Raw genomic sequence first — 17,535 nt, 5'->3', positions numbered from 1 at the left:
GCGGAGCGCCGCGCCCGCGTCTTTCCGGAGTCCGCGGCGGGCGCGGTACCCGGTCCACGGCGGTGGGTGCCGTAGTCTGGAGGAGGGGTCGGATCGGCCCCGGTTTCACCCTGCCCGCGTGCGCGGGCCAGTATCAGCGAGGTTTCGATGCCCACCGGCAAGGTCAGGTTCTACGACGAGGACAAGGGATTCGGCTTCATCACCACAGATGACGGCCAGGACGTCTTCCTCCACGCCACGGCGCTGCCCACGGGGACCCCGGCGCCGGGGCCCGGTACGCGCCTCGAGTTCGGCGTCGCCGACGGCAAGCGCGGACTTCAGGCCCTCTCGGTGCGGGTGCTGGAAGCGCCGGTCAGTCTTTCCAAGCGTGCACGAAAGCCCGCCGACGACATGGCCGTCATCATCGAGGACCTCGTCGGTCTTCTCGACGGCCTCGGTGCGGAGTTGCGGCGCGGCCGGTACCCCAGCGGCTCGCACTCGAAGAAGATCGCCGCGGTCCTGCGCAAGGTGGCCGATGACCTCGACGCCTGACGCCCCCGGTCCCGACCAGCCGGCAGCCGACGCGGTCGCGCTGCCCGATCCCGCGCTCCTGGCGGCGCACGATCTGGCGCTGGCGGCCCTGCGTGAGATCACCCCCGAATCGACCATCGGCGCGCCCGCGGGACACCGGGTCGAAGCGGACGGGATCGTCTCGCTGCTGTTCGCGAACCGCCTCGCGGGCTACCCGGGTTGGTTCTGGACGGTGAGCCTGGCCCGCGTGGCCGACGCCGACCCGACGGTCCTGGAGGTGGAGCTGCTGCCCGGCGACGACGCGCTGCTCGCACCGGACTGGGTCCCGTGGGCGGAGCGTCTCGCCGACTATCAGGCCGCGCAGGCCGCGGCCGCCGAGGACGCCGCGTCCGGTGACGGGTCGGACGAGGATGACTCCGACGCGGATGAGCCGGATGAGGACGAAGAGGACGACCGCGGCTCGATCCTGCACTCGGGCGACGTGGACGGTGTCGACATCGACGAACTCTCTCCGGACTACGCGGAGGGCGACGACGCGGATCTCGACGATTCCGACGTCGACGCGGACGACGCGGACGCCCCCGCCTCCGACGAAGACCCTGAACCGGTCGACACGACCGACGAGCGGGACTGACGGGCGGGGGGAGGAACGCGTCCCCGATCGATCAGCCCAGACGCTCCACGGTGTAGTCGATCGCCCGCACGAGGCTGCGTACGTCGGCGGGTTCGATCGAGACGAAGGTCGCCACGCGAAGCTGATTGCGTCCGAGCTTGCGGTACGGCTCGGTGTCGACGATTCCGTTGGCCCGGAGGCTCTTGGCGATGGCGGCCGCGTCGATCGACTCGTCGAAGTCGATCGTGACGACCACCGGCGATCGGTCCTCCGGATCGGTGACGAACGGTGTGGCGAGGGAGGACTCCTCCGCCCACGAATACAGCACCGAGGACGACTCTGCGGTGCGTGCGCCGGCCCAGGCGAGGCCGCCGTTGTCGAGGATCCAGGCCAGCTGGTCCTCCAGGAGCAGCAGAGTCGACAGCGCCGGGGTGTTGAGCGTCTGGTTCAACCGTGAGTTGTCCACGGCGTTCTTGAGGCTCAAGAAGTCCGGGATGTAGCGATCGGTCGCCGCGATCCGTTCGATGCGCGCGATCGCCGCCGGCGACATGGCTGCGAACCACAGCCCACCGTCGGATCCGAGGTTCTTCTGCGGTGCGAAGTAGTAGACGTCGGCCTCCGCGACATCGACGTCGATGCCGCCTGCGGCGCTCGTGGCGTCGATGACGGTCAGTGCACCCGCATCCGCCGACACGCGGCGTACCGGCGCCGCGACACCCGTGGAGGTCTCGTTGTGCGGCCACGCGTACACGTCGACGCCTTCGACGGGTTCGGCGGCCGTGCGGGTGCCGGGCTCGACGGTGCGGACGTCGGGGGCGGTCAGCCACGGCGCCGCGGCGGCCTTGGCGAATTTGCCCCCGAACTCGCCGAACACGAGGTTCTGGCTCCGGCGTTCGATCAGGCCGAACGCGGCGGCGTCCCAGAAGGCGGTGGAACCGCCGTTGCCGAGCACGATCTCGTAGCCCTCGGGGATGCGCAGCAACTGGGCGAGGTGCTCGCGGACCCGGCCGACGAGGTTCTTCACCGGTGCCTGGCGGTGCGAGGTGCCCAGCACCGACGCCCCGCGGGTCACAAGGGACTCCAGCTGGGCGCCGCGCACTTTCGACGGGCCGCAGCCGAATCGTCCGTCAGCGGGCAGAAGGTCACGGGGTAGCTCGACGTGCGCCATGGCACGATTCTACGGTCGGCGGCGCGCCGGCGCGCCGCCGACCACCGCCGCCGGCGTCCCCTGCAGCAGGCCGGTGTGCTGCCCACGTCGCTCCCGGTCGATCGCATGTCCGACGGCGTCGCGTTCGTTGTGGCTCCGGGACGCGGTGGCCGTTGGCTCAGCTGCGAAGTGCCTTCCATCGGCGCGCGGGCAAGGGAGGGGCCGGGCCGGTGTGCCCCGGTGCGGATAGGCTGTCCTTGCCCGTCCGACAGCTGTGAGGGAACCGCGATATGGCCGATCTCATCGACACCACCGAGATGTATCTGCGCACGATCCTCGAGTTGGAGGAGGAGAACATCGTCCCCCTCCGTGCGCGCATCTCCGAGCGACTCGGGCACTCCGGCCCCACGGTCTCGCAGACGGTCGGTCGGATGGAGCGAGACGGACTGGTCGTCGTCTCGGACGACCGTCGACTCGAACTGACCGAACTCGGCCGGCAGAAGGCCGTCGACGTCATGCGCAAGCATCGACTCGCCGAACGTCTGCTGTCGGATGTGATCGGTCTGGACTGGGCCTATGTGCACGAAGAGGCCTGCCGGTGGGAACACGTCATGAGCGAGCAGGTCGAGCGACGCCTCGTCGAATTGCTCGGGCACCCCACCGAATCGCCCTACGGTAACCCCATCCCCGGGCTCGATCTGCTCGGCGATGTGGCCGGGGCGACTTTCGAACAGGGCGTCGTCGGTCTCGTGCGGCGCCTGAACGCCGCGGACGCGCCGATCCGGGGAACCGTGCGACGGCTCGCGGAGCCGGTACAGGTGGACCCCGAGCTCCTGGAGCAGCTCAAGGACGCCGGAGTCCTCCCGGGCGCTCGCGGGGAGTTCCGGTTCAGTGAGGGGTACGTCCTGGTTCAGATGGAGGGGTCGGCCGACGCGCTCGAGCTCCCGATCGAAGTCGCCTCGCACATCTTCCTGGTCGACGACGCGGCGTGACGCGTGCAGGTGGATCGCGGTGTCTCGCGCGGTCAGCGTGACTTATTCGTTATCTTCAGGTAGCCTGGCGCGGTCCTGTATCCCGCGAGAGCGCGGATTCCGGACGCTGGGAAGGTCGCCTCACGGACTCGTCGCCTTCGCAGCGAATCGCACGCTGTGCCCCCGACACCAGTGCCGACGAGTCAGCGCCTCCGGCGCCGAGGCGCCGGAGGATTGATTTGGCTGAAGAGAACCACCCGCACGACGAGCAGGTCTCCGCGACCGTCTCTCGACGCGACCGTGCGCGTCGGATGGCTTCGCGCGCCAAGAAGAGCGTGACCCGAGGCGCCGCCGCCGTCACGTCGGCCCCTCGTCCCGCCGCGTCACGTCGGCCCCTGCGCACTCTGGTGATCTTCAGCATGGTCGGTGGGCTCGTCGCCACCGTCGGTCTCCCCGCCTACGGGGCCATCACCCTTCCCTCCGAGGAACCCCAGACCCTTCAGCAGGTCGCGGCGGAAGACGCCCAGTCCCTCGTGATCGCATCGGCGACGGACGCCGACGTCGACACCGAGGAGCCCGTCGACCTCGGTCGCGAGAGCTATTCGGCGACCACCGCCGAGGAGATCGAGGAGAAGAAGGCCGAAGAGGCCGCGGCTGAGGCGGCCGCCGAGCGGGCACGCCTGGCCGCAGCGGCCAGCACCGAGCAGGAGGACTCGTCGGGGAGCACGTACTCGGTGGACCTGTCGATGGTCGCGCCGGGCTCCGGAGAGGTCCGGTATCCGCTGGCGGGCGGATACACCGTCGGCGACGGCTTCCTCGCCCGCGGCGGATCCCACATGGGTGTCGATCTGCTCGCGCCGGCCGGAACGCCGATTTACGCGGTCGCCGGCGGGGTCGTGCGCATGTCCCAGGAGAGCCTCGGAGGCTACGGCGTGGCCGTGGTGATCGACCATGTCATCAACGGGCAGGCGGTGACCTCCACTTACGGGCACATGATCTACGGCAGCCGACAGGTCGTCGTGGGGCAGACCGTCTCTCCGGGGCAGGTCATCGGTCTGGTCGGGACCACCGGGAGTTCCACGGCCAACCACCTCCACCTGGAGATCGCGATCGGCGGTTCGTACGTCGACCCGTGGGCCTGGGTCCAGCAGAACGCGGGGTGACGCCTGTATGGCGTGTTCCCCGACACGCCACGTCCCGTTCATCCGACGATGCCGCCCCGCGCATGCCGTGGTGCACTACCCTGAGACCGACGCTGAGAGAAGCGGAGGGAAGTCGATGGAGAGTGCGCCACGCATCCGAACCATGGATGCGCTCGGACTCCTCGTCCTTCGGCATTCTATGAGCGGAAGCCGCGGTCCCGCCGTGGTCTCCAAGGCGCTGTCTGTGTGACAGCGCCTTTTTTCATGCCCGAAACCTCTCGATCCGTCGTGATTCGAATAACCGCGAAGCCGTCCCGGCCGTTCGAGAGGAACCACTATGCGCACCCTGGTGCTGAATGCGGGCTATGAGCCGCTGGCCGTCGTGTCGTTCAAGCGAGCCCTCGTCCTCGTCATGAACGACAAAGCCACCGTCGTCGAGCACATCGACGGCCAGCCCGTCTGGGGCACCGTGGCCTCCTACGATCGACCGGCGGTGATCATCCTGACCCGCTACGTGCGCGTGCCCGGTGGGCGCCGTGTGCCTGTCACGAGACGCGGGGTGCTGCGCCGGGACAGCCACCGCTGCGGGTACTGCGGGGCTTCCGCCTCGACGATCGACCACGTCATCCCGCGTTCCCGGGGCGGGGCGGACTCCTGGGAGAATCTGGTCGCGTGCTGTCTGCGTTGCAACAACGTCAAGGGGGACCGCACGCCGCAGGAGATGGGGTGGAAGTTGCGGTTCGTCCCGGCTCCGCCGCGCGGTCCGCAATGGGCGGTCCGCGGCACCGATCGCGCCGACCCCCGGTGGGAGCCGTATCTCGCGCTGGCCGCGTGACATCGATGCGTCTTTCGAACATTCATCGCACCTGAGCGGGTTCTCATGTCCGAGGTTCCCCTTATCGTCACCTCATCGCATTGAAGGTGTAGAACAAATGTTCTAACCTGTGGAGGTGACAGGGGTGATGAGTGCGCAGCAGGCGGTCCGTGGTGACCGCAGTGGCGATCTGCAAGCCCTCCGGGCGAAGCTCGAGAAGGTGCAGGGGCGTCGGCTGGGAGGATCGGCGCTGCCTGTCCACCCTGCTCTCGCGGGGCTGCTTCCCGGTGGCGGGCTGCGTTCGGGGTCGGTCTACTCGATCGACACCTCTCCATCCCTTCTGTTCGCGTTGATGAGCGCCGCCTCCCGCGCGGGGACATGGTGCGCGGCCTTGGGGATGCCCGATCTCGGGGTCGAGGCGGCCGAGCGACTCGGTGTCTCTTTGTCGCGACTGGTGCTCATCCCCGACCCCGGGTCGCGGTGGATGGCGGTGGCCGCCACGGTGTCCGAGGTGATGCCGATCGTCGCGGTGCGACCGACCTCCCGCATCGGAGATGCGGACGCGGCACGTTTCGCCGCGCGGCTGCGCGACCGCGACGGGGTGCTTCTCGTCCAGGGGCGCTGGCCTCAGGCCGAAGCGACGATCACCGTGTCGGAGCAGAGCTGGACGGGCCTGGGCGCCGGCCATGGATATCTGACCGACCGCGGTGTGGTCGTCACGGTCTCGAGCCGGCGACTTCCCTCTCCCCGGCGAGGACACCTGACGCTTCCGGCGGGGGACGGGAGCGTCAGGCGTGTTCCCGACCCGCCGTCCACCCGCAACGGAGGGCGTCCCCTGCTCGAGGCGGTGGGGTGATGACCGCGCGGGCCGCGCAGACCCGCAGTCTCGTCCTGTGGGTGCCCGATTGGCCGATCGTGGCGTTGGCGCGTGAGCGTGGTTCCGTCGGGGGGCTCCCCCTCGCGGTGGTCGAGAACAACCTCGTGGTCGCGTGTTCTGCGGCGGCGCGCACCGAGCGCGTCCGACGGGGACAACGTCGGCGAGACGCACAGGCACGGTGCCCTGGACTCGAAATCGTCGCCGGCGACGCCGCCCGCGATCACCGCTGGTTCGCGACGGTGGTCGCCGCCGTGGAGGAGAGGGCCCCCGGGGTGCAGATCATGCGGCCGGGACTGTGCGCGCTGCGTGCTCGTGGGCCCGCACGGTACTACGGCGGCGAGCGTGAGGCCGCCCAGGTGCTGCGGAAGGCGGTGCGCTCGCTCGGTGTGCCCGATGTCCGCGCGGGGATCGCCGACGGACCTTTCACGGCCGAGCAGGCGGCGCGGGCGGGGACGACACCGGAGGAGGCGGTCCGGATCGTCGGCGACGGCGACGCGGGCGGATTCCTCGCGGGGCTGTCGGTGGCGACCCTCGACGACGTGTTCGTGTCGGGCGCGGGCGCCGCGCCGGGGGAGGTCGCGGGATTGCTGGCGCGATTGGGAGTCCACACGCTCGGGCAGTTCGCCGGCATGGAGGTCGACCGTGTGCGCGACAGGTTCGGCGAGCGCGGGGTGCGTCTGCACTCCCTCGCCGCGGGCGAGGACTCCCGCGGGATCGAGCCCCGTGTGCCGCCCCCTGAGTTGGAGCGTGAGGTGGCTTTCGAACCCCCGCTCGAGATCGCTGACCAGGTGGCGTTCGGCATGCGCGTGGCGGCGGAGGAGTTCCTCGCCGGTCTCGGCGCGATCGATCTGGTGTGTACCGAGTTGCGGGTGGAGGTGACTGGAGACCGGGGGGAACGCAGCGAACGGGTCTGGTTGCATCCGGGGGCGTTCGACGCCGCCGCGGTGGTGGACCGGGTGCGCTGGCAGCTCAGTGAGGACACCGCCGAGGGAGTGCTCGCCAGCGGGGTCTCGCTCGTGCGCATCTCGCCGGAGGCCGTCGACGCGGCGTCCCATCATGCGCCGACGGTCTTCGGTTCGGGGGCGGAGGAGCGTGTGCACCATGCCCTGTCCCGGGTGCAGGCGATGCTCGGACACCGCGGCGTGGTGACGCCGACCGTCGGGGGTGGGCGGTGGCTCGCAGAGCGTCAGGTCATGGTGCCGTGGGGGGACCGCACGGTACTGGAGCGGGATCGCTCGCAGCCGTGGCCGGGAAGCCTGCCCGATCCGCTCCCCGGAACGGTGTTCGAGCACCCGCACGATGTGCGGGTGCTCTCGCCGCGGGGCGAAGCGGTCTTCGTCGACGACCGCGGGCGTCTGAGTGACCCTCCGGCCGAGATCGCCGAGGGGGGATCGAGGCGCGGCATCCGATCGTGGGCCGGGCCCTGGCCGATTTTCGAACGCACCTGGGACGCGGCCAGAGCCTGTCGGGCGCATCGGTTCCAGGTGATCGACGCTGCGGGTGTGGCCTGGTTGCTGGTGTGCCAGAGCGGCTCGTGGCGCGCCGAGGCGAGGTACGACTGATGGGCTGGCAGAACCCGCCGGTGCCGTGGTCCGAGCTCGAGGGTCTGCTCAGCGATCGTCGCCGCCCAAGCGGCAGGCCCGCCGGCGCCGACGGGGGCGACAGCCCGGCGTGGTCGGTCGCCCGCGCTCCCTATATACCTCCGCAGATCGAACGGCCCGTGGAGGTCGTGCCCTACGCCGAACTCCACGCGCACTCGTCGTTCTCGTTCCTCGATGGCGCCTCCTCACCCGAGGAGCTCGCGGAGGAGGCCGAAAGACAGGGGTTGCACGCCCTGGCCCTCACCGACCACGACGGCTTCTACGGCATCGTCCGGTTCGCGGAGGCCGCCGAGAACCTGCGCGTGAAGACCGTGTTCGGGGCCGAGCTCTCGTTGGAACTGCCCGCACCGCAGAACGGGGAACCCGACCCGCTGGGGACCCACCTGCTCGTACTCGCCCGTGGTGAAGAGGGCTACCACCGGCTCGCCGCCGCACTCACCCATGCCCAGCTTCGCGGACGCGAGAAAGGTCGGCCGATCTACGACCTCGACGATCTGGCCGAACGTTCCCGCGATGCTTCCGGCGTCTCACATTGGGTCGTCATGACCGGGTGCCGTAAGGGCGCGGTGCGCCGGGCGCTCATCGACTTTGGTGAGGCCGCGGCCGCGGTCGAACTCGATCGTCTCGTGGACCGTTTCGGCCCCGACGCGGTCTGCGTGGAGCTGATCGATCATGGCGCTCCGCTGGATTCGAGGCACAACGACATCCTCTACGCGCTCGCCCGGGAGCGCCGGCTCGACATCGTCGCCACCAACAACGTGCACTACGCCGTGCCCGAGCGTGCCCACCTGGCTGCCGCGGTCGCCGCGGTACGAGCTCATCGGGGACTGGACGAGATCGACGGCTGGCTGCCCGCCCACGACGGGGCACACGTGCGCTCGGGGGCGGAGATGGCGCAACGGTTCGCGCGCTATCCCGGCGTCGTGGAGCGCACGGTCGCCCTCGCCGACGAATTGGCGTTCCCGTTGCAGCGGGCCAAGCCCGCGCTGCCGAAGCAGGAGGTCCCCGAGGGACACACCCCCATGAGTTGGTTGCGACACCTGGTGTGGGAGGCGGTTCCGCGGAAGTACCCCGACCTCACGCGTGAGCAGGCTGCGCGCATCGACAAGGAGCTCGGCGTCATCGAAGCCAAGGACTTCCCCGGCTATTTCCTCATCGTCCATGGCATCGTCCAGGAGGCCCGTCGTCGGGGCATCCTCTGCCAGGGACGGGGCTCGGCCGCCAACAGTGCGGTCTGTTATCTGCTCGACATCACGGCGGTCGACTCGATCGCATACGATCTGCCCTTCGAACGGTTCCTGTCCTCGCTGCGCGACGAGGAGCCCGACATCGACGTGGATTTCGACTCCGATCGTCGGGAGGAGATCATCCAATGGGTCTACAGCCGCTACGGACGTGAGCGCGCGGCCCAGGTGTCCAATGTCATCCAGTACCGGCCGAAGAACGCCGTGCGTGACATGGCCAAGGCGCTGGGGCACTCGCCCGGTCAGCAGGACGCCTGGTCGAAACAGGTCGAGCGATGGGGGGCCTCGCTGGACAGCGCCCCCGACCATGACATCCCGCCCCGCGTGATCGCCTACGCCACCGAGTTGCTCAAAGCTCCGCGGCATCTGGGCATCCACTCCGGTGGCATGGTCCTGACCGACCGTCCCGTCGGGGAGGTCGTGCCCATCGAGCACGCCCGCATGGAGGGGCGTACCGTCATCCAGTGGGACAAGGACGACGCCGCCTGGATGGGTCTGGTCAAATTCGACCTGCTCGGTCTCGGCATGCTCGCCGCGTTGCAGTACTGCTTCGACATGATCCGCGAGGCCACCGGTGAACAGTGGGAGCTGTCGACCATCCCGAAGGAGGAACGCGCGGTCTACGACATGCTGTGTCGGGCGGATTCGATCGGCGTCTTCCAGGTGGAGTCCCGGGCGCAGATGGGGCTGCTGCCGCGCCTGCAACCGCGGCGGTTCTACGACCTCGTCGTGCAGATCGCCCTGATCCGGCCCGGGCCCATCCAGGGTGGTGCCGTGCACCCGTTCGTGCGACGCAAGCTCGGCCACGAACCCGTCGTCTACGCCCACCCGAAGTTGAAACCCGCTCTCGAGCGCACGCTGGGGGTGCCGGTCTTCCAGGAGCAGCTGATGCAGATGGCCATGGCGGTGGGGGAATGCACCGGTGAGGACGCCGACCTGTTGCGGCGTGCCATGGGGTCCAAGCGCGGCGTGGAACGCATCGAATCACTGCGGGAGAAGCTCTACGCGGGCATGGCGCGCAACGGGCTCGTCGGGGAGGACGCCGATGCGCTGTACGCGAAGATCCAGGCGTTCGCGAACTTCGGATTCGCCGAATCCCACTCGTTGTCGTTCGCGCTGCTCGTCTATGCCAGCTCGTGGATCAAGCTCCACTATCCCGGCGCGTTCCTCGCCGGGCTGCTACGTGCTCAGCCGATGGGGTTCTATTCGCCGGCGACCCTCACCGCGGACGCGCGCCGACACGGCGTGGACGTGCGACGGCCGGACCTGCATGCCTCCGGTGTCGACGCCTTGCTGGAACCGGTGGACGATGCCGCGTCGACCGGGCCGAGTGGGCTCGCCTCCTGCACCGACCGTGTACAACGGCCCGTCGGCGACTTCGATGCCGCGGCGCCCGACGAATCCGCCGCGCACCGACGTGATGCCGCGTTCGCGGTGCGGCTGGGGCTTGCGGCTGTCAAAGGCATCGGGCAGGCGCCCGCGCGGCGCATCGTCGCCGAGCGGGATCGGGGCGGGCCGTTCCGCGACCTGCGCGATCTCGTGAGGCGCACGGGCCTCACCGCCCCGCAGCTGGAGTCGCTCGCCACGGCCGGCGCGTTCGAATGCCTCGGCCTCACCCGACGGGAGGCGATCTGGCTTGCCGGGGACGCCGCACAGGACCAGGTCGAGTACCTTCCCGACTCCCTGGTCGCGGTGCAGCCGCCGTTGTTCACCGACCCGACGGGCTACGACGTGCTCGCCGCGGATCTGTGGGCCACCGGCGTCTCGACCGACGACCATCCGCTCACGCACTATCGGCCACGGCTGGCTGCCCGCGGTGTGCTCACGTCGGCGGCGCTGCGCGCCCACGAGACGGGCAGGCGCGTCGAGGTCGCGGGGTTGGTGACCCATCGGCAGCGTCCCGCCACGGCATCCGGGGTGACGTTCATCAATCTCGAGGACGAGCACGGGCTCGTGAACGTGATCTGCTCGGTGGGGGTGTGGAACCGGTACCGCCGCGTCGTGCGTGATGCGCCGGCGTTGATCGTGCGGGGCATCCTGGAGCGATCGGTGGAGGGGGTGACGAACCTCTTGGCCGATCGTTTCGACGATCTGCGGGTGGATGTGCCGCATCACGCGCGGAACTTCCGGTGAGTGCCCCCGACAGGACTCGAACCTGCGACGCACGGTTTAGGAAACCGACGCTCTATCCACTGAGCTACGAGGGCGTGTCCTCCAGCCTAACCTCCCCTCGGGGGCGACCCCTTGGGCGTGTCGCCCGCCGACGACGTACCGTGGAAGCGGGCTCGTCGCCCGAGGGAAGGTAGGGATATGAAGATCGTCGCGTCCTCGGACTGGCGGGATGGTCTGCCCTTCGACGAGCCCGTTCGAGTCGCCGACGTCACCGAGGGCGAACCCGCTCGGTGCTTCTCCTGCGGGGCGGATTCCGCGCCGCTGGACCGCACGGAGCTGTGGGCGGTCAAGCACCGCCATCCGAAGAACCACAGCGGCTACGTGCGCTTCTACTGCGACGCCCACGTTCCGGCACCGCAGCCGGTGGCGCCCACGACCCCACCGCGCCGTGCCGCCGCGCGCCGTCCGCGCAGCGCACCGGTCGAACGCCACCCCGCTGCTCGACGGCCCAGTGCTGTCGAGGAGATCGTGCGCGCGAAGTGCCCCGACTGCTTCATCGAGGTCTCGGCCACGGGGGAGTGCGGCATGTGCGGGCAGCGGGTGGGCTGAGGCTCGACCCGACCGTCCGCTCCGTCACAACGGGGTGGGCCATTCGGCGGCCCACAACACCACGGCCAGCACGAGTGACCCCATGGCCATCGTGGCCATCAGCCAGGCCATCGCACGATTTCGCGAGCGCGGGTCCGCGACGGCGATGGCGACGGTGACCATGGCGCCGTAGAGCGCGACGACGAGGCCGACGCCGATCAGGGGGACCACCACCTGGAGCGAGAACGCCGCGACGAACAACGCCAGAGCCACCGCGGCGAACAGACCGCCGGGGATCAGCCAGCGGCGTCGGCGTCCGGTCTGCAGTGCCTGCTGCGCGCGGACACGCGTCGGATCGGATTCGGGATCGCTCATGGGGGTCTCCTCTCTCCGGCGCGCCACGTTACGGGACCGGTATCTTGCACGCAGCGGGGTTGACAAGGCTGCGCCGCGGCGGGCGCTCCCGTAGCGGCGGGGCGGGAAGGTCTCAACCCCCTGTCGCCCGGGCCGGTCATCGCCGACGCTGGGGATCATGGCCGCACATGACACCGACCTCGCACGCCTGGACGCCTGGTGGCGCGCCGCCAACTACCTCAGTGTCGGACAGCTCTACCTCCTGGACAATCCGCTCCTGCGCGAACCGCTGGCCGCCGAGCACATCAAGCCGCGCCTGCTCGGGCACTTCGGCACCGTCCCGGGGCTCACCTTCATCTACGCGCACGCGAACCGGACCATCAAGGAACGGGACGTGGAGGCGCTGTTCATCGCCGGGCCCGGCCACGGCGGGCCGGGCATGGTCGCCGCGTCCTGGCTGGACGGGACGTATTCAGAGGTCTACCCGGAGGTCACCCGGGACGCGGCCGGGATGGCGCGCCTGTTCCGGCAGTTCTCGTTCCCCGGCGGCATCCCGAGTCACGCCGCCCCCGACACGCCGGGGTCGATCCATGAGGGCGGGGAGCTCGGATACTCGCTGAGTCACGCCTACGGGGCGGTCTTCGACAATCCGCAGCTGACCGTGTTCTGCGTCGTCGGGGACGGCGAGGCCGAGACCGGACCCCTGGCGACAGGATGGCACGGAAACAAGTTCGTCGACCCGCGCACGGACGGGACGGTGGTGCCGATCCTCCACCTCAACGGGTGGAAGATCGCCAATCCGACGATCCTGTCGCGGATCCCGCGATCGGAGCTGACCGATCTGCTGCGGGGGTACGGGCATGAGCCGATCTTCGTCGATGTCGACGCCTCGGACGCCCACGACGAAGTCCATCGGCGGATGGCCCAGGCGATGGACGACGCTCTGGATCAGGTCGCCCGTCAACGACAGGACCCGGCGGTGGTGCGCCCGCGCACGCCGGCGATCGTGTTGCGTTCACCCAAGGGCTGGACGGGGCCGGAGATCGTCGATGGGAAGCAGGTGGAGGGGACGTGGCGATCCCACCAGGTGCCCGTGGACTCGGCGCGTGACGACGAGGAGCATCGGCAGGTCCTGGATCGGTGGCTGAGGTCGTACCGGCCCGAGGAGTTGTTCGACTCCGCAGGGCGGCCCGTGGAGGAGATCGACCTTGTCACACCCGTGGGTGAGGCGCGGATGTCGGCGACACCCCACGCCAACGGCGGCCTGCTCAGACGCGAGCTCACGTTGCCGGCACTGGCCGACCACCTCCGCGAGCTCGACGAGGAGACGGACAGCTCGGCGATGCGGGAGCTCGGCACCTATCTCGCCGAGGTGATCCAGCGCAATCGGACCGACTTCCGCCTGTTCGGACCCGATGAGACCGCGTCGAACCGGCTCGCGCCGGCGGTCTTCGAAGCGGACTCGAAGCGCTGGAACGCCGCGTCCGACCCTCGGGATGAGAACCTCTCCCGCACCGGGCGGATCATGGAGGTGCTCAGCGAGCACCAGGGGCAGGGGTGGCTCGAGGGGTATCTCCTCACGGGGCGGCACGGGATCTTCGCGACGTACGAGGCCTTCGTCCACATCGTCGACTCCATGTTCAACCAGCATGCGAAGTGGTTGGAGTCGGCGTCGGGCCTGCCGTGGCGCAAGCCGGTGTCGAGTTTCACCTACCTGCTGTCCAGTCACGTGTGGCAGCAGGATCACAACGGGTTCACGCACCAGGATCCCGGATTCCTCGATCTCGCTGTGAACAAGCGTGCGGACGTCGTGCGGGTGTACCTCCCCCCAGACGCCAACACGTTGCTGTCGACCGTCGATCATTGCCTCCGCACGACCGATCGGATGAACGTCGTGGTGGCGGGCAAGCAGCCCGCGCCGCAGTGGTTCACCCCCGCCGAAGCGGTCGGCCACCTCGAACGCGGTGCGAGCAGGCTGCCGTGGGCGGGGACGGACGCGGACGGGGTGGATGCGGTGCTCGCCTGTGCGGGGGATGTGCCCACGCAGGAGGCGATCGCCGCGGCGGCGATCCTTCGGGAGGAGGCGCCGGGACTGCGTGTCCGCGTCGTCAACGTGATCGACCTGATGTGCCTGCAACCACCGTCCCAGCACCCGCACGGCATGGACGACGCTGCGTTCGACGAGCTGTTCACCACCCACGCCCCGATCATCTTCGCCTTCCACGGGTACCCGTGGTTGGTGCACCGCCTCGCCTATCGCCGAGCCGGACACGCCAACCTCCACGTGCGCGGCTACCAGGAGCGGGGGACGACGACGACGCCCTTCGACATGCGGTTGCTCAACGACATCGACCGCTTCCGGTTGGCCGCGGATGTCCTCGACCGGGTCGCGGGGCCCGCCCGTGACGACACGGGTCTGCGCGAGGACCTGGAGCGCAGGCGCGACCAGGCGCGCGCCTACACCCGTCTCCACGGCGTCGATCATCCCGACGTCCGGACAGGGGGCCGTCGGCCTCTGCGTTAGCCCACGGGCCCGCGCAGTTCAACCCGTCGACGGTGCCCGGGGAAGATGCGTAGCGTCAGACCAGCGACGACACGAGGAGGTGGTCGGACATGCGCCGACATCAGTTCGTCATCGACGACCGAACCTACGTCCTGTCCGAGGAGGAGCAGGCCGAGGACGCCAAACAAGCGGTGCTCGATGCCGTCAGGGACGGGGGTGGATATGTCGAGTTCGCCACCGCCGAGGCGACGGTGACCGATGTGCTCATCACTCCCAGCTCGAACGTGAGGATCGAGCACACGGACGTGATCGAACACGACCACCCGGCCAATCCGTTCGACGATCGGCACATCGACCTCGACGCGTGGAGGTGAATCCCGAACCGAACTGATGAGGCAGGCTAACCAGAATTAGTTCGGCTCCTGGTCGCGTGTACGTTTCGGGAGTGGGAAAACTCATTTACGGAAGCGACGGGCATTCGTTCGACATCGACGATCGAACCCTCGCGCACCTCCGCGTGGTCTTCATGAACAAACTGCGCCGCGCGGAACCCTTCTTCTTCCACCACCCGGAGGCCGTCGGGACACGCAGCGTCTGGGTGCATCCTTCGGTGTCGATCGTGTTCCACTTCTATGGCAGTCGTAGCCCCGCGCTGAACCGGGCGTGGATCGAGGAGCTGGTGCGGGACGCGAGCGGCCCGAGCGGTCTGTCGGTGGGGGCCGAGCCGCTGGAGGGCGCGCCGATGGAGGTTTGACTCAGCGGCATTCCTGATCGACCGCGTCGGTCACCAGCTCGATGAAGCGGGTGACGGCCGCCGCCTCTTCCGCCGACATCGCCTCCGCAAGCCCGCGGATCTGTGCGGTGAGCGGATCCACCCCGTCGATGTCGGCCTCCCGGTCGAGCGGGACCACGTACTTGCTCCGACCGTCGTCCGGGTGGGGGATGAAGGTGATGAGGCCTCCCGCCCGAAGCCGGTTCAGGATACCGGTGACCGAGGGCGTGGAGATCTCGAGGTGTTCGGCGACGTCGGTGGGGGTCACCAGGACGCCCTGGTCGTTCATGTCGAAGATGAAACGGGTTGCGGCACGGGCGTTCTCGCTCGGTCCGCACTCGTTCTGCCGACGCCGCGCGAGCCGGTTCTCGGCCAGCCGCAGTCGTTCGATCGCGCGGGTGGCGTCGGTGCGCTCACCGGCCGTGTCGGCCGCGGCCTCGGCGATGTCGGTCATGTCGGCCTCACTTCGTCGACGGCGTCATGCGTGGCTCCCGATGGTACCGAAGCGGCGGAGTGGTCCGAAACGCCGAAGGGCCCCGGTGCGCTGTGCACCGGGGCCCTTCGGAAAACCTGGGGTCAGGACTGGCTGGCGATGGCGAAACGCACCGATCCGTCCTGGTTCATCTCCGCGTCGAGCACGCGGTCATCGAGCGCGGTGTTCGCGCCGTCGTCGAGGAAGACACGCGCACCGTGATCTTCCACGACCTGGTCGCCGGTCTCGGGGGCCGAAGCCACGGCGAGTTCGAAACCGGACTCCTGCGAGCCGGTGTCTCGGATGCGCACTCCACCTTGGTCGGCTTCGGGCAACTGGGCGATGATCGTCTTGACGGCGGTGGCGGCGTTCTCGGTGAGCGTGAGCATAGGGCTCTCCTCTCGGTCGGGACGTTCGAGTCGGCCACGATTCCGAGAATCAGGGCGAGCCGCAAGCGGAGCGCGTCATTGTGAGGGGATTCCCAAACTCGCCCCGCAGCCCCGTCAGTGTGCGGCGTCGTATGCCTCGAGGATCGTGGCGGGAACGCGTCCGCGGTCCGACACGGTATAGCCGTTGGCCTTGGCCCACTCGCGCACGGCGGCGTAATCCTGACGGGGGTTGCGTCGACGCGGAGTGGAGGACGAGGACGAGCGGGCGCCGGAGACCCGCCGTGCGGCCTCCACGTAGGGGGCGAGCACCTCACGGAACGCCGAGGCGTTCTCATCGGTGAGGTCGATCTCGTAGGCGGTGCCGTCGAGGGAGAACAAAACGGTCTCTCCCTCACCGACATCGAGGACGCTGCCGTCCAGGTCGTCGACGAGCTGGTGCACGATTCTCCGGGCCATGCGGCAACCCTACTGACCCTGGGGGCCGTTGACCATGAACGCCCCGCGGCGCGCCGGAGGCGATCAGGGCAGCAGACCCGCCCGCCGCGCCCGTGCCACGGCCGCATGCCGGGTGGTCGCGTCGAGCTTGCCCATCGCGGATTGGAGGTAGGACTTCACCGTCGCCTCCTTCAGACCGAGGGCCGCGGCGATCTCGGCGTTGGTCGACCCCCGTGCCGCGTCGGCGAGGACATCGGTCTCCCGCGGCGAGAGCGCCGCGACGGGGGCGTCGAGGGGGCCGGAGCCGTCCCGCGCGAGCGCGGCCCACCGTTCCTCGAGCCGCGCCAGTCGCTCGCGGACGGCCGGGTCGTCGATGCCGGCGGCGATGCTCCGCAGCTCGGCGTAGCTCTCGCGCACCTCTTCACGGGCCGCGGGGGGCAGCGCGGCTCCCGGGGGCTCGGTTGCGGGCATCGCGGCGAGGCGACGCTCGACTTCGTCGCGGATGCGCAGCTCGCCGGCGATCTCGTCCGCGGCGGCGATGGCGTGCCGGGCGACGGCATCCCCCACGGGTGCGGCATGCCGCGAACCGCAGTACAGCATGCCCCGCGAACGTCCGCTCACGACGATGGGGACGGCGAGGAGCGTGACGATGCCCGCGCCGAGGATCGCCCCGTCGTAGTCGTGCGTGATCGTGCGCGACGCGCGGTAGTCCAGAGCGAGGCGCGGGCGTGATTCGACCATCGCCTGACCACCCAGGCCCCGGTGCTCGTGGACGACGAGGCCGCGTAGCGATCGCGTGCGCTCGCCGGAGATCGAGTTCACGTGCACGGCGTTCCCGCGGGCCAGCCCGCCGAACGCGACCGGGAAGGCGGTGCGCTCTGCCAAGCGCGCGACGGCGCTCTGGACGAGCTTGTCGTCGCTGGCGCGTGCGGTAGGGGCGGGCATCGTTCACCTGGAAGTTCTATGACGGCTCCGGTGCCGTCGACGTCGA

The 17,535-nt window shown here is 69.5% G+C and carries 18 protein-coding genes and 1 tRNA gene; 12 read left to right on the top strand and 7 right to left on the bottom strand.

What is annotated here, in order from left to right:
- Positions 1 to 147 precede the first annotated feature (147 nt).
- Positions 148 to 531, top strand: a complete 384-nt coding sequence (locus ABD204_RS00285) for a cold-shock protein (RefSeq protein WP_194422748.1) — start codon at positions 148 to 150, stop codon at positions 529 to 531.
- Complete coding sequence (locus ABD204_RS00280; RefSeq protein ID WP_194422747.1) at positions 515 to 1,144, top strand: DUF3027 domain-containing protein; 630 nt, start codon at positions 515 to 517, stop codon at positions 1,142 to 1,144. The genes ABD204_RS00285 and ABD204_RS00280 overlap by 17 nt, the downstream gene beginning before the upstream one ends.
- A 31-nt stretch (positions 1,145 to 1,175) precedes the next feature.
- Here ABD204_RS00280 and serC read toward each other — a convergent pair whose 3' ends face one another.
- Entirely contained in the window at positions 1,176 to 2,291 is a 1,116-nt protein-coding gene (gene serC / locus ABD204_RS00275; RefSeq protein ID WP_194422746.1) for a phosphoserine transaminase, read from the bottom strand.
- Positions 2,292 to 2,560: 269 nt separating this feature from the next.
- Here serC and ABD204_RS00270 point away from each other — a divergent pair, with 269 nt between their 5' ends.
- From ABD204_RS00270 to ABD204_RS00245, 6 genes are all read left to right on the top strand, one after another.
- Positions 2,561 to 3,262, top strand: a complete 702-nt coding sequence (locus tag ABD204_RS00270; protein WP_194422745.1) for an iron-dependent transcriptional repressor DtxR — start codon at positions 2,561 to 2,563, stop codon at positions 3,260 to 3,262.
- A gap of 218 nt (positions 3,263 to 3,480) precedes the next feature.
- Complete coding sequence (locus ABD204_RS00265) at positions 3,481 to 4,404, top strand: M23 family metallopeptidase (protein WP_241747742.1); 924 nt, start codon at positions 3,481 to 3,483, stop codon at positions 4,402 to 4,404.
- A 316-nt stretch (positions 4,405 to 4,720) separates the two neighbouring features.
- Positions 4,721 to 5,218 (top strand): HNH endonuclease, encoded by a 498-nt coding sequence (locus ABD204_RS00260; RefSeq protein WP_194422744.1) that lies wholly within the window; start codon positions 4,721 to 4,723, stop codon positions 5,216 to 5,218.
- A gap of 115 nt (positions 5,219 to 5,333) precedes the next feature.
- Positions 5,334 to 6,053, top strand: coding sequence for a hypothetical protein (locus ABD204_RS00255; RefSeq protein WP_194422743.1), 720 nt, complete (start codon positions 5,334 to 5,336; stop codon positions 6,051 to 6,053).
- Positions 6,053 to 7,636 carry a DNA polymerase Y family protein gene (locus tag ABD204_RS00250; protein ID WP_194422742.1) on the top strand — a complete coding sequence of 528 codons (1,584 nt, stop codon included), beginning with the start codon at positions 6,053 to 6,055 and terminating at the stop codon, positions 7,634 to 7,636. The genes ABD204_RS00255 and ABD204_RS00250 overlap by 1 nt, the downstream gene beginning before the upstream one ends.
- On the top strand, positions 7,636 to 11,052 hold the full coding sequence (locus ABD204_RS00245) for an error-prone DNA polymerase (RefSeq protein WP_194422741.1): 3,417 nt from the start codon (positions 7,636 to 7,638) through the stop codon (positions 11,050 to 11,052). The genes ABD204_RS00250 and ABD204_RS00245 overlap by 1 nt, the downstream gene beginning before the upstream one ends.
- A 1-nt stretch (position 11,053) precedes the next feature.
- Here the strand turns inward: ABD204_RS00245 and ABD204_RS00240 are convergent.
- Positions 11,054 to 11,126, bottom strand: a tRNA-Arg gene (locus tag ABD204_RS00240).
- 103 nt (positions 11,127 to 11,229) lie between these two features.
- Here ABD204_RS00240 and ABD204_RS00235 point away from each other — a divergent pair.
- Entirely contained in the window at positions 11,230 to 11,640 is a 411-nt protein-coding gene (locus ABD204_RS00235; RefSeq protein WP_194422740.1) for a glucose-6-phosphate dehydrogenase, read from the top strand.
- A 24-nt stretch (positions 11,641 to 11,664) separates the two neighbouring features.
- On the opposite strand, the gene ABD204_RS00230 is transcribed toward ABD204_RS00235, so the two are convergent.
- A complete protein-coding gene (locus ABD204_RS00230; protein WP_194422739.1) occupies positions 11,665 to 11,994 on the bottom strand; it encodes a hypothetical protein in 330 nt (109 codons plus the stop codon).
- Positions 11,995 to 12,151: 157 nt separating this feature from the next.
- Here ABD204_RS00230 and ABD204_RS00225 point away from each other — a divergent pair, with 157 nt between their 5' ends.
- From ABD204_RS00225 to ABD204_RS00215, 3 genes are all read left to right on the top strand, one after another.
- The gene (locus tag ABD204_RS00225) at positions 12,152 to 14,497 is read left to right on the top strand and encodes a phosphoketolase family protein (RefSeq protein ID WP_194422738.1); all 2,346 of its coding nucleotides are present in this window, start codon (positions 12,152 to 12,154) and stop codon (positions 14,495 to 14,497) included.
- Positions 14,498 to 14,586: 89 nt separating this feature from the next.
- A complete protein-coding gene (locus ABD204_RS00220) occupies positions 14,587 to 14,850 on the top strand; it encodes a hypothetical protein (RefSeq protein ID WP_194422737.1) in 264 nt (87 codons plus the stop codon).
- Positions 14,851 to 14,921: 71 nt separating this feature from the next.
- Positions 14,922 to 15,230 (top strand): DUF7882 family protein, encoded by a 309-nt coding sequence (locus tag ABD204_RS00215; protein WP_194422736.1) that lies wholly within the window; start codon positions 14,922 to 14,924, stop codon positions 15,228 to 15,230.
- Between the two features lies 1 nt (position 15,231).
- On the opposite strand, the gene ABD204_RS00210 is transcribed toward ABD204_RS00215, so the two are convergent.
- The 4 genes from ABD204_RS00210 to ABD204_RS00195 form a co-directional block, all read right to left on the bottom strand.
- Positions 15,232 to 15,702: a MarR family transcriptional regulator gene (locus ABD204_RS00210; protein ID WP_194422735.1), complete on the bottom strand. Its 471-nt coding sequence runs from the start codon at positions 15,700 to 15,702 to the stop codon at positions 15,232 to 15,234.
- 122 nt (positions 15,703 to 15,824) lie between these two features.
- Complete coding sequence (locus tag ABD204_RS00205; protein WP_194422734.1) at positions 15,825 to 16,109, bottom strand: Fe-S cluster assembly protein HesB; 285 nt, start codon at positions 16,107 to 16,109, stop codon at positions 15,825 to 15,827.
- 114 nt (positions 16,110 to 16,223) lie between these two features.
- On the bottom strand, positions 16,224 to 16,565 hold the full coding sequence (locus ABD204_RS00200) for a histone-like nucleoid-structuring protein Lsr2 (protein WP_194422733.1): 342 nt from the start codon (positions 16,563 to 16,565) through the stop codon (positions 16,224 to 16,226).
- Positions 16,566 to 16,628: 63 nt separating this feature from the next.
- Positions 16,629 to 17,489 (bottom strand): helix-turn-helix transcriptional regulator, encoded by an 861-nt coding sequence (locus ABD204_RS00195; protein WP_194422732.1) that lies wholly within the window; start codon positions 17,487 to 17,489, stop codon positions 16,629 to 16,631.
- Between the last annotated feature and the right edge of the window lie 46 nt (positions 17,490 to 17,535).

This window comes from Microbacterium aquimaris, from assembly GCF_039531285.1.
Classification (GTDB): domain Bacteria; phylum Actinomycetota; class Actinomycetes; order Actinomycetales; family Microbacteriaceae; genus Microbacterium; species Microbacterium aquimaris.
The sequence above is the reverse complement of the archived record's forward strand: the minus strand, read 5'-3'. Positions and strand labels throughout refer to the sequence as shown.